The sequence below is a fragment of the Streptococcus sp. HMSC061D10 genome (genome assembly GCF_001808865.1).
In the GTDB taxonomy this organism is placed as follows: Bacteria; Bacillota; Bacilli; order Lactobacillales; family Streptococcaceae; genus Streptococcus.
The window spans coordinates 307,714-319,429 of sequence record NZ_KV795020.1; the positions used below are offsets into that span (position 1 = coordinate 307,714).

Annotated in this window: 14 protein-coding genes; 3 read left to right on the plus strand and 11 right to left on the minus strand. The window is 40.9% G+C overall.

The window, feature by feature from the left end; all coding sequences use genetic code 11:
- Positions 1 to 44 precede the first annotated feature (44 nt).
- From HMPREF2728_RS08115 to HMPREF2728_RS08130, 4 genes are all read right to left on the minus strand, one after another.
- Positions 45 to 1,019 (minus strand): beta-ketoacyl-ACP synthase III, encoded by a 975-nt coding sequence (locus HMPREF2728_RS08115; RefSeq protein WP_075227602.1) that lies wholly within the window; start codon positions 1,017 to 1,019, stop codon positions 45 to 47.
- Positions 1,019 to 1,453 (minus strand): fatty acid biosynthesis transcriptional regulator FabT, encoded by a 435-nt coding sequence (locus HMPREF2728_RS08120; protein WP_000386343.1) that lies wholly within the window; start codon positions 1,451 to 1,453, stop codon positions 1,019 to 1,021. The genes HMPREF2728_RS08115 and HMPREF2728_RS08120 overlap by 1 nt, the downstream gene beginning before the upstream one ends.
- 91 nt (positions 1,454 to 1,544) lie before the next feature.
- Positions 1,545 to 2,330, minus strand: coding sequence for an enoyl-CoA hydratase (locus tag HMPREF2728_RS08125; protein ID WP_075227603.1), 786 nt, complete (start codon positions 2,328 to 2,330; stop codon positions 1,545 to 1,547).
- Between the two features lie 110 nt (positions 2,331 to 2,440).
- A complete protein-coding gene (locus HMPREF2728_RS08130) occupies positions 2,441 to 2,998 on the minus strand; it encodes a hypothetical protein (RefSeq protein ID WP_075227604.1) in 558 nt (185 codons plus the stop codon).
- A 158-nt stretch (positions 2,999 to 3,156) separates the two neighbouring features.
- On the opposite strand from HMPREF2728_RS08130, the gene HMPREF2728_RS08135 reads away from it, so the two are divergent.
- The 3 genes from HMPREF2728_RS08135 (at position 3,157) to serS (ending at position 6,383) form a co-directional block, all read left to right on the plus strand.
- Complete coding sequence (locus HMPREF2728_RS08135; protein ID WP_075227605.1) at positions 3,157 to 4,521, plus strand: aspartate kinase; 1,365 nt, start codon at positions 3,157 to 3,159, stop codon at positions 4,519 to 4,521.
- Positions 4,522 to 4,523: 2 nt separating this feature from the next.
- Positions 4,524 to 4,895: a DUF956 family protein gene (locus tag HMPREF2728_RS08140; protein ID WP_070460172.1), complete on the plus strand. Its 372-nt coding sequence runs from the start codon at positions 4,524 to 4,526 to the stop codon at positions 4,893 to 4,895.
- Positions 4,896 to 5,108: 213 nt separating this feature from the next.
- A complete protein-coding gene (gene serS / locus HMPREF2728_RS08145) occupies positions 5,109 to 6,383 on the plus strand; it encodes a serine--tRNA ligase (RefSeq protein WP_000884217.1) in 1,275 nt (424 codons plus the stop codon).
- A gap of 98 nt (positions 6,384 to 6,481) precedes the next feature.
- On the opposite strand, the gene groL is transcribed toward serS, so the two are convergent.
- The 7 genes from groL to HMPREF2728_RS08180 form a co-directional block, all read right to left on the minus strand.
- Entirely contained in the window at positions 6,482 to 8,101 is a 1,620-nt protein-coding gene (groL, locus tag HMPREF2728_RS08150; RefSeq protein ID WP_049530109.1) for a chaperonin GroEL, read from the minus strand.
- Positions 8,102 to 8,116: 15 nt separating this feature from the next.
- Positions 8,117 to 8,401, minus strand: coding sequence for a co-chaperone GroES (groES, locus tag HMPREF2728_RS08155; protein ID WP_049530110.1), 285 nt, complete (start codon positions 8,399 to 8,401; stop codon positions 8,117 to 8,119).
- Between the two features lie 135 nt (positions 8,402 to 8,536).
- Positions 8,537 to 8,830: a hypothetical protein gene (locus tag HMPREF2728_RS08160; RefSeq protein WP_049530111.1), complete on the minus strand. Its 294-nt coding sequence runs from the start codon at positions 8,828 to 8,830 to the stop codon at positions 8,537 to 8,539.
- A gap of 102 nt (positions 8,831 to 8,932) precedes the next feature.
- The gene (locus HMPREF2728_RS08165) at positions 8,933 to 9,787 is read right to left on the minus strand and encodes a PTS system mannose/fructose/sorbose family transporter subunit IID (protein ID WP_049530112.1); all 855 of its coding nucleotides are present in this window, start codon (positions 9,785 to 9,787) and stop codon (positions 8,933 to 8,935) included.
- On the minus strand, positions 9,771 to 10,613 hold the full coding sequence (locus HMPREF2728_RS08170; RefSeq protein WP_006151610.1) for a PTS mannose/fructose/sorbose/N-acetylgalactosamine transporter subunit IIC: 843 nt from the start codon (positions 10,611 to 10,613) through the stop codon (positions 9,771 to 9,773). The genes HMPREF2728_RS08165 and HMPREF2728_RS08170 overlap by 17 nt, the downstream gene beginning before the upstream one ends.
- A 56-nt stretch (positions 10,614 to 10,669) precedes the next feature.
- Positions 10,670 to 11,164: a PTS sugar transporter subunit IIB gene (locus HMPREF2728_RS08175; protein WP_000261775.1), complete on the minus strand. Its 495-nt coding sequence runs from the start codon at positions 11,162 to 11,164 to the stop codon at positions 10,670 to 10,672.
- 14 nt (positions 11,165 to 11,178) lie between these two features.
- A complete protein-coding gene (locus HMPREF2728_RS08180) occupies positions 11,179 to 11,616 on the minus strand; it encodes a PTS sugar transporter subunit IIA (RefSeq protein ID WP_049527048.1) in 438 nt (145 codons plus the stop codon).
- Between the last annotated feature and the right edge of the window lie 100 nt (positions 11,617 to 11,716).

Below are 11,716 nucleotides of genomic sequence, written 5' to 3' on the forward strand. Positions count from 1 at the left end.
TAAAATAAATAGTTTTTATAACAATGTGTTCACCACATGATTACCTAAATTGTAACAATAAGCGTGCCCCATGTCAAACCTCCACCGAAGCCTGACAAGAGAATATTTTGGCTACCATTCAAACGAATGAGCCCTTCCTCTACACACTCTGAAAGTAGGATCGGAATACTTGCCGCACTGGTATTTCCATACTTGGTCATATTGGCAGGAAGCTTGTCTCGATCTACACCGATCTTTCTAGCCATCTTATCTAGAATGCGGATATTAGCTTGATGAAGCAAGAGATAATCGAGTTCATCTGCTAATATTGGACTTTTTTCGATGGTCTGTTTAATAGATTTAGCAACATCTCGAATCGCAAAATCAAAAACTGCTCGACCATCCATTCTCAAGAAAGCATCGGGCTTTTCTTGATTTGAAAATGGTGAAGTTAAACCAGTCTGTCCATATGTCAAACACTCACTTCGCGAACCATCGCTATTGAGACTCTCCGCTAGGAAATGTGGCTCTTCGCTTGCTTCTAACAAGATGCCCCCAGCTCCATCTCCAAACAAGACAGCTGTTGAGCGATCAGACCAGTCCAAAGATTTTGACATGGTCTCACTGCCGATAACCAGACCTGTGCGATATGTTCCTGAAGAAATGAACTTCTCTGCAGTTGATAGGGCAAAGATAAAGCCACTACAGGCAGCTGTTAAGTCATATGCAAAAGCCTTGTGAGCGCCGATTTTAGCCTGAACACGAGCGGCTGTTGAAGGCATCATTGAGTCAGGTGTCATCGTAGCTAGAATGATAAAATCTAACTCTTCAGCAGAAATCCCTGACTTCTCTAGAAGTTGTTTTGCAACTGCCGTTGCCAAATCTCCTGTTGATTCTGTCTTAGAAATGCGACGTTCCTTAATCCCAGTTCGACTTGAAATCCATTCATCACTCGTATCCATGACCTGAGCCAAATCCTCATTTGTGACAATCTGCTCGGGTACATAATGAGCAACCTGGCTTATTTTTGCAAAAGCCATTATTTCAAATCCTCCAAAAATTGATAAAGATTGGTCAAACCTTTACTCATGACGTCCATTTCCTCTGGGCTCATGCCTTCGATAATTCTTTCGACCATGGCCTTATGGAAACGTTTATGGAGACGATGTACGAGTCGACCTTTCTTGGTCAAATGCAGATGTACTACACGACGATCCTGATCTGAACGTAAGCGTTCGATGTAACCTTTTCGTTCCAAGTTGTTCAAACTAGTTGTCACTGTTCCTAGAGTTACCATCAACTCTTTGGACACTTGACTTGGTGTCACATCTGGAAACTTACCAATCACATCAATTGTGTGCATTTCCTTGATAGAGATGTCCTTGAAACGACTACCTCGCAAACTCACTTCCTCAATCACCAGGACGTTATTAAAAATAGATGTTAAATAGTCATTGATCCGTTGGTAGTCCAATTCTCTTCCCTCCCTTATCAAAAAAGTTTAACTATCAAAACATTTGACAAAAAAAGTATATCAAACTTCAAAGAATTGTGCAAGTATTTTTTTATTTTCCGATAAATTTTGGACGTCGTCTTTCAGAATGTGCACGAACACCTTCTTTAAAATCTTCCGTATAAGATAGAGATTTTTGCAATTCCAGTTCTAGCTGTGCGTACTCGTGCCACTGCTTAAACTCGCTCTCCCAGACTAACTTCTTAATAGCAGCATAGGAGTTAGAAGAACCACGTCTCAACTTCTTCAATAGTTGTTCTCTTGTCTTTTCTAATTGTTCACTAGCACAAATACGATAGACAGCTCCAGATTCCAGTGCTTTTTCTGCTGTGAAAGCTTCACCAGTCATAGCTAATTGCGTTGCCCGAGTCGCACCAAGTGATCGTGTAAGCAAGAATAAACCACCCGCATCAGGAGCCAAGCCCACGCCTACAAAGGCTTGAATAAATTTGGCTTTGTCCGATGCAATACAGAAATCAACTGCTAAAGCCATATTAGCTGCTGCCCCAGCAACAGCTCCATCTACCTCCATGATAACTGGTTTAGGAATCTGTTTAATCTTATAAGAAATCGTATTAACCAATTCAGCAATTCGAGCGAGGGAGTCAATATCATCTTCATCAACAGCACGCTTCATCTCAACTAAGTCACCACCGACTGAAAACACCTTTCCTATAGCATTAATGACAACAAATGAAACCGAAGCATCTTTCTCAGCCAATTCCAATGCTTCTAGAATTTCTTGACACATAGGAATATGAAAACCATTTGCCACCTCAGGACGATTCAGAGTTATCATTGCTAAATCGTCTTGAACTTGATAGAGAATATGATTCATAGCCACTCCTTTTAAATTACAATGATATTTAAATTATTTTACTTTCAAAGTATATCTTTTTCTTGTTTGTTAGACAAGAGAAAAATCGACCGAAAGTGTCTCGGCCGATTTTAAAACCTTAGTTTGGTCTCTAAAAATACAGGAAAACCAGTACTTGTATCATCCACGAAATCATAAATCACTTCAAGCATCCGCCCTCCTTCTCTCTGATAGAGCTGTTCTTGGTTGGATCCTTTATGATAGAATTCTCCTGAAATCATGTAAAAAAGACGATTTGGATCTTCAAGGTAGGCAAAAAGATTGCCTGTAAAAGGAGCTTCCTTATCCCCGTCCTTGTTGACCAGACTTGCAGCTAAGAGTTTCGTGATTCCTCTAAATTGTCCACTTTCATCTGTTCGACAGTAAAACTTGACTCTAGCTTCATAGTTAGGATTGACGATAATCTTTTTAGAGAGAATTCGATAAGTCCTTGACTGACTATCTGAAAAATCGATAGATAAGATAATTTTAGCCCTCTCAACTGAAATCTGACCTTCCTGAGCATACTCCATCGCTAATTCTTCTCCAGTCAAACGACCACTGGGAAGAGGATGAGAAGTTGCTCCGATACTTGTAGGAATCATCACGAAGGTAAAGAATAGTATTAAACAAAACACTCTTTTAATCATCTTGCTCAACTCCTTTATATGTGAAGAGTTTTCCCCCTACACCTTTATTATAAGCTTTCCTGATGAGACATTCAAACAATTATATAGGACATTTTCCAGATTGAAAAAAGCCCCTCTTTCTGCTATAATCGTATAAAATACTTACTTTAGGAGTTCTTATGAAGGTTGTTAAATTTGGTGGAAGCTCGCTTGCCTCTGCTAGTCAATTAGAAAAAGTTTTAAATATTGTCAAAAGTGACCCAGAACGTCGTTTTGTGGTTGTATCTGCCCCTGGTAAACGCAATTCTGAAGATACTAAGGTTACAGATGCCTTGATTAAATACTACCGCGACTATGTAGCTGGAAACGACATTAGCAAAAGCCAAAATTGGATTATTGATCGCTATGCTGCTATGGTTAGCGAATTAGGTCTTAAACCAGCCGTTTTAGATAAAATTTCAAAAAGCATTCGCTCTCTGGCTACTCTTCCAATTGAAGATAATAAGTTTCTCTATGATACCTTTCTAGCAGCTGGAGAAAATAACAATGCCAAATTGATTGCAGCCTACTTTAACCAAAATGGCTTGGAAGCGCGTTATGTTCATCCTAGAGAAGCTGGTATCGTTGTGACAAGCGAACCTGGAAATGCACGTATCATCCCATCAAGTTACGATAAAATCGAGGAATTGACAAATTCAACTGAAGTTCTTGTTATCCCTGGTTTCTTCGGTGTTACGAAAGAAGATCAAATTTGTACCTTCTCACGTGGGGGATCAGATATTACTGGTTCCATCATCGCTGCTGGTGTCAAGGCTGACCTCTATGAAAACTTTACTGATGTAGACGGAATCTTTGCAGCTCACCCTGGTATTATCCATAAGCCACACTCTATCCCTGAATTGACCTACCGTGAAATGCGTGAATTGGCCTATGCTGGATTCTCTGTACTACACGATGAAGCACTTCTACCAGCCTACCGTGGGAAAATTCCTTTGGTTATCAAGAACACCAATAACCCTGACCATCCAGGAACTCGCATTGTGCTACAACATAGCAGCGACAAATTCCCAGTTGTTGGTATTGCTGGAGATTCTGGCTTTGTCAGCATTAATATGTCTAAGTATTTGATGAACCGCGAAATCGGTTTTGGTCGTAAAGTTCTTCAGATTCTTGAGGACCTTAATATTGGTTGGGAACACATGCCAACTGGTATCGATGACCTGTCTATCATTTTACGTTCACGAGAATTGACTCCGATTAAGGAAGAGGAAATCCTTCGTCAGTTAGTTCAAAAAGCAGAGGTAGACCACGCTGAAATCGAACATGGTCTCTCTATCATTATGATTGTTGGAGAAAAAATGAAGCGTCATATCGGGGTAACTGCTACAGCCACTCGTGCCTTATCTGAGAACAACATCAACATCCAAATGATGTCACAAGGTTCTAGTGAAGTTTCTATCATGTTTGTTGTCCATAAAGACCAAGAAAAAGCCGCTCTTAAAGCTCTCTACCAAGCATTTTTCGGTGAAAATAAGGAAGACTAAATATGGCACAATCCCTCAACAAGGTCGTCGACTTGCAAACAACTGGAACTTCCTATCTCTCCATTACAGGAAAGGTTGGAAAATTTCTGGTCGGAGATCATGCCTTAGAATTTTACGCAGACCGTAATGTCGAGGACTATATTCAAATTCCATGGTCCAGCGTTAATCAAATTGGAGCCAATGTTTCAGGTCGCAAGGTTAGTCGGCATTTTGAAGTCTTTACAGATCAAGGAAAATTTCTCTTCGCCTCAAAAGACTCTGGAAAAATCCTTAAGATTGCTCGTGAAAAATTGGGAAATGACAAGGTAGTCAAACTTCCTACCTTAGTCCAAATCATTGGTCGAAAAATTAAAAATCTATTTGCAAAAAAATAAAAAGTTTAGTATAATCATAGCAACGGATAAGTAGGTTACTTCCTTCTTTCAGAAAGTCTGCGGATGCTGCGAGCAGATAGAAGATTTAATTGAAATTCTACCGTTGTTTTAAATCAAATACAGAATCAAGTGCACACCTGTGAAGTTGGATGGAACCGTGGCCCTGCCACTCCAACGCTTTGTCAGGTGTGCTTTTTTCATAAAGGAGTTTATATGTTAGATATCAAACGTATTCGTACAGACTTTGATGCTGTCGCTGAAAAACTAGCTACACGTGGTGTAGATGCTGCTATCTTGAACGAGATGAAAGAAATCGATGCTAAACGTCGTGACATCTTGGTGAAGGTTGAAACCCTTAAGGCTGAGCGTAACACGGTTTCTGCTGAAATTGCTCAAGCTAAACGTAACAAGGAAAATGCAGATGATAAGATTGCTGCTATGCAAACCCTCTCTGCCGAGGTAAAAGCTCTTGATGCTGAATTGGCAGAAATCGATGCGAAATTGACTGAATTTACTACTACACTTCCAAATATCCCAGCTGATAGCGTGCCTATCGGTGCAGACGAAGATGATAACGTAGAAGTTCGCCGTTGGGGAACTCCTCGCGAGTTCGACTTTGAACCAAAAGCTCACTGGGATCTAGGTGAAGATCTTGGTATTCTTGACTGGGAACGTGGTGGAAAAGTAACTGGAGCGCGCTTCCTCTTCTATAAAGGACTTGGGGCTCGTTTGGAACGTGCTATCTACAACTTTATGTTGGATGAGCATGGAAAAGAAGGTTACACTGAAGTCATCACACCTTACATGGTTAACCATGATTCTATGTTCGGTACTGGTCAATATCCAAAATTCAAAGAAGATACATTTGAATTGAAAGATACGAACTACGTCCTCATTCCTACAGCTGAAGTTCCTCTGACCAACTACTACCGTGATGAAATTCTTGATGGAAAAGACTTGCCAATCTACTTTACTGCTATGAGCCCATCATTCCGTTCTGAAGCTGGTTCAGCTGGTCGTGATACTCGTGGTTTGATTCGTTTGCACCAATTCCACAAGGTTGAAATGGTGAAATTTGCCAAACCTGAAGAGTCATACGAAGAACTAGAAAAGATGACAGCCAACGCTGAAAACATCCTTCAAAAACTCAACCTTCCATATCGCGTAGTTGCTCTTTCTACAGGAGACATGGGCTTCTCAGCTGCTAAGACTTATGACTTGGAAGTATGGATCCCTGCACAAAATACCTACCGTGAAATCTCAAGCTGTTCAAATACAGAAGATTTCCAAGCTCGTCGTGCCCAAATCCGTTACCGTGATGAAGCCGATGGTAAGGTTAAACTTCTTCATACTTTGAATGGTTCTGGACTTGCTGTTGGACGTACAGTCGCTGCTATCCTTGAAAACTATCAAAACGAAGATGGTTCTGTGACCATTCCAGAAGTTCTTCGTCCATACATGGGTGGAGCTGAAGTTATCAAACCATAATTAAATAGATGTAAAAAGAGGAGGCTGAGCTTCCTCTTTTTGAGTAATTCAAAAGAAACAGGTAGAAATCTTTCATTCTACCTGTTTTTATTTATTTCTTAGTAGCCACCCATCATTGATGGATCCATAGCTGGCGCTGGTGCAGCGGGTTCTGGTTTGTTAGCTACGACTGCTTCTGTTGTTAGAATCAAGCTTGCTACTGAAGCTGCGTTCTGAAGGGCCGAACGGCTAACCTTAACAGGATCGATAATCCCTGCTTCAATCATGTTGACCCATTCACCTGTTGCAGCGTTGAAGCCTGTACCAGCTTCTGCATTCTTCAAACGATCAATTACGATTGAACCTTCATAACCTGCATTGTAGGCGATTTGACGTACAGGTTCTTCCAAGGCACGAAGAACAATGTTACGTCCTGTTGCTTCATCACCTTCTAACTCCAAGGCAGCAACAGCAGAGATAACATTAACAAGGGCAGTACCACCACCTGCAACGATTCCTTCTTCAACAGCTGCGCGAGTCGCATTGAGGGCGTCTTCGATGCGGAGTTTCATTTCTTTCAATTCTGTCTCTGTTGCAGCACCGACCTTGATAACAGCAACTCCACCTGACAATTTAGCCAAGCGTTCTTGGAGTTTTTCACGGTCAAATTCTGAAGTTGTTGTTTCAATTTGAGACTTGATGACAGCGACACGGTTAGCAATTGCTTCAGGATTTCCTGCACCTTCAACAATGACTGTGCTATCTTTATCTACAGACACTTTAGCTGCTTGACCTAAAGCTTCGATGGTAGCATCTTTCAACTCAAGCCCAAGGTCTTCAGTAATAACGGTACCACCTGTCAAGATTGCGATATCTTCAAGCATAGCTTTACGACGGTCACCAAATCCAGGCGCCTTAACAGCAACGACGTTGAAAGTCCCACGAATCTTGTTCAAAACAAGAGTTGGAAGAGCTTCACCGTCAACGTCATCAGCAATAATCAAGAGTGGACGACTGCTTTGAAGAATGCTTTCTAGAAGTGGCAAGATTTCTTGGATATTTGAGATTTTCTTGTCAGTGATTAAGATGTATGGATTTTCAAGGTCTGCAACCATTTTTTCATTGTCAGTGACCATGTACTGTGATAGATACCCACGGTCAAATTGCATTCCTTCTACGACTTCAAGCTCTGTTTCCATACCACGTGATTCTTCAATGGTGATGACTCCATCTTTGCCAACTTTTTCCATAGCTTCAGAGATGTACTCACCAACTTTTTCAGAGCGAGAGGATACGGCAGCGACTTGGGCGATTGCTTCTTTATTAGCAACTGGAATTGCATTGTTCTTCAAGGCTTCTACTGCTGCAGCAACCGCTGCTTCAATCCCACGACGAATACCGATTGGGTTTGCGCCAGCCGTAACGTTTTTGATTCCTTCACGAACAATAGCTTGGGTCAAAACTGTTGCAGTAGTTGTCCCGTCACCAGCAATATCATTGGTTTTAGAAGCCACTTCTGACACCAATTTAGCACCCATATTTTCAAAATGGTCTTCTAGTTCGATTTCTTTAGCGATTGTTACACCATCATTGGTAATCAATGGTGAGCCGAATGATTTTTCAAGAACAACATTACGGCCTTTAGGCCCCAAGGTTACTTTAACTGTATCAGCTAGGATATCAACACCACGTACCATAGCTGAACGAGCATCTGATGAAAATTTAATGTCTTTTGCCATACTTACTTCCTCCTCTTATTCTTCCACGATTGCTAAGATGTTAGCTTCACCAACGATGACATATTTTTCGTCACCATCTTTGACCTCGATACCTGCATGAGCTTCAACCAAAACCTGATCTCCAACTTTTACACTTGGGGCAACCAAATCACCGTTCAAGGTGCGAACACCTTGTCCAGTAGCCACTACTGTAGCTGTTTTCGTTTCTTCTTGGGCTGATTTTGCGAGGACAAAGCCTCCGACTGTTTGTTCTTTCTCTTCAATTTTCAAGACCACACGATCCCCTAATGGTTTCAACATCTGTTTTCCTCCATAACATAATCATATTGTTAGCACTCTTTACGAACGAGTGCTAAACCATAGTTCTATTTTATCACTTAGTCAGAAATAGTCAAGAAAAAAACACCTCAAAATGAATGAGATGTTCCTTAAAGATCACTTTAGAATTATTAATTTTCGATTAAAATCATCGACGACTTTTTGGAGATTGATCCGTCCTCGATAGATACCATATCCAAAAACCACCATTCCCAATATTCCAACCAAGGCAAGTATAATTCCGAAAATTAAGATTGGGAGGAAGCTTTTATGAAAGAGAAAAATTAAGACCATACCTATACTGGCAATGATAAAGAGTAAGCTAAACCAACGGCCAAGATTTTCAATCATATGACGTTGATACTTAATTTCTGTTTCATATCCATTAACAAGTTCTTGTTTTGTAACCATGAGGATCCTCCTGACAAAAATTGAGAATGAAGGGTAAGAGAAGGAGGTTAGTCTACTTCATTCTCAAAATTTTCTACTAGTAAATATGTGCTTTTCTTGAGCTTAGTAATTAAGATGTGGGTCAAAGATACCTAGAGCAACACCAACCAAAGCGACAACAACTAGAAGCAACATTACTTTGTTTGGTGAAACTTTTTTCTTAGACATTAACCACCAGCAAATAGTGATGAAAGCTGCTGTCAAGAGACCTGGATAAACACCATCAATCTTTTCTTGGATATTTAAGAAGACTTTTCCTTCAGAATTCTCGAATTGAAGAGCTGTTGTAACAGAGACCCAAGTCGCTGCTACGGCACCGATAACCATACCACCGACAACACTAATTGCTTTACGAAGAGCTTGTCCTTTTGGTCCTACTAGGAATTCAACGGCTTTATCCCCTAATTGATACCCTTTAAAGAAGGCAAAGCGCATACCAAAGTATACTAAGAGGTTCCATACGATGATGTAGAAGATAGCACCAGCGATGTTACCACCTTTAGAGAGACCCAGGGCAATCCCCAAAAGAACTGGAATCAAGGTCCCAACGACCAAAGAGTCACCGATACCAGCGATTGGCCCCATCAAACCGGCACGCATACCATTGATAGTTTCACCATCCACTGCATCTCCGTTTGCACGCGCTTCTTCCAAACCAGCCGTAATCCCTACAACGAGAGAGCCAAGTTGTGGTTCAGTATTGAAGAAGGCAGTATAGGTTTGCATAGCATCTTTTTGTTCTTCTTTTGTATCATACATTTCTTCTACGATTGGAAGCATAGAAGTCAAGTACCCAAAGGTTTGCATGTGTTCTTGAGAGAAACAAGTCAAATGACCATAATACCAATGATGAAATGCTTTTGCTAATGTTTTCTTTGAAATTTTCTTTCTATCAGCCATTTTAAATATCCTCCTCATCATCGTCTACGTAAACAACCCCAGCTGGAGCAGCTTTCATAGATTTGATTACTTCAAGTTCATAGTAGATTACTGCAAAGATCAATGAAACAACCGCACTAGCTACCAAGTTCAAGCCGAGAGATTTAGCCAAGGTAAATCCAACAAAGAATGGAATGAAGTCAGTTGCTTTTGTAACAATTTGTTTCAACAAGATAGCAATACCGACACATGGGAGAAGAGCTCCGACTGTAAAGAGAGCTTTCATCCAGAAACCATCCATAGGAAGGTAAAGTTTCATCAAATCAACCATGTTTTCACCATATTTGGTGATAATCATAGTTGGAAGGAAAGAGAAGAGGAAGTGAGAGATCCAAGGATAAACCCAGTCAACTGCGTAGAGTTTTTTGAAGTTTCCTTCTTCAACGGCTTTCCAACCAATGTGTTGCCAAAGCAAGTTCATTGTAGCTGTACCGTAGAAAAGAACAGTACCGATTGTCCCAACGGCTGCACCGATTGGGGCTGCAGCTGCGGCAATTCCAGCTTCGTCTGTGATGTGATTTGCATGCACAAACAAGATAGCAAGAGGAACACCGATATAAGAGATGGCACGAACATCGGCAGATACAGTTCCACCAGGTGTTACCAAGGCGATATAAACGACTTGAAGGGCAACCCCGACCATAATACCAGTTGTCACATCTCCAAGAATTAAACCTGAAATCAACCCACCGATCAAGGGACGACCGAGTGTATAGTTCCCGATACTGGAACCTCCCATACCTGGCATTGAAGACAAGCTGGCGAAAACAGCAAGCAAGATTGCTTGAATCCATGAAATTGTCATAACAAACGCTCCTTTTGTTTGTAAATTTATTTACCTAACTAATAAAACTGTTAGGTTTAAAAACCAAATTTAGATTTGAAATCGTCCCAATAACCAATTGAGACATCCGGCAACAATTGGAATTTAACCTTGTAACCTGCTGCCTGAATTGCCTGAAAGGCTTCTGCTTCTTCTTGGGTGATGGATTGGTTATTGCCCAATTTCACTGCACCAGGTCTATCATTTGCAGGGCCAACGATGATTTCTTTAACATCTCCTGGGACAAAACCTTGATCCACCAAAATTTCCTTCATATCGATTGGGTTTTTGGTAATCAAGAAGTACCGACTGTCAGATTCCGTTACTTTTGCTGACTTTTCTTTAAAGGCTTCTTTTGTCCATACAAAGGTTTTCTTGTCTGATGCGCCTTTGTAAGCTTGGATCAAAACCTTGTTTGATGCTGCTGCATCGTTTACAGCAATCAAACCATCACATGGTTTTTCTTTTGCCCAGCGTGTGACTGTTTGACCGTGAATCATGCGGTCATCAATCCGTACAAATGTTACTACCATAAGGTACCTCCCTATTAAATATCGTCATCATCTTCTTCAGCACTAGTGGCTGAAACTTCAAAAGGTTGTAGTGCAGATTTTGCTTCTGATAAGATAGTTGCTGACAAATCGTCTCCATCCAACACATCCTTCATCACAACTGCTGTCAAGGCCATGGTGAGGTTCATCCCACCAAGGATCAAAGCTCCATCTAGCTTTCCAGCTTCTTCTAGGACAGTGGCTGCCGTGGTTAATGGACTACCACCTACAATGTCTGCCAAGACCAGCACAGAATCATCTGCTGTCAATTCTGAGATGCTCTCTCTAAAATCAACTGCAAAGTCATCGACCGATTTTCCTTCTTTAAGTCCAACTGCGATGACCTGATTCATCTTGTCACCAGCAAACATAGCTAGCGATGTTTTTAGTCCTTCTGCCAATCCACCATGACTGACTAAAATGAGGTATTTCATTTTACTACGCCTCCTTTATTTGACTCTATTGTAGAATATTTGGAAGCGCTTTTATATTGTCAAATGTCACATGATAAACATGACATTTAGCAACAAAAAA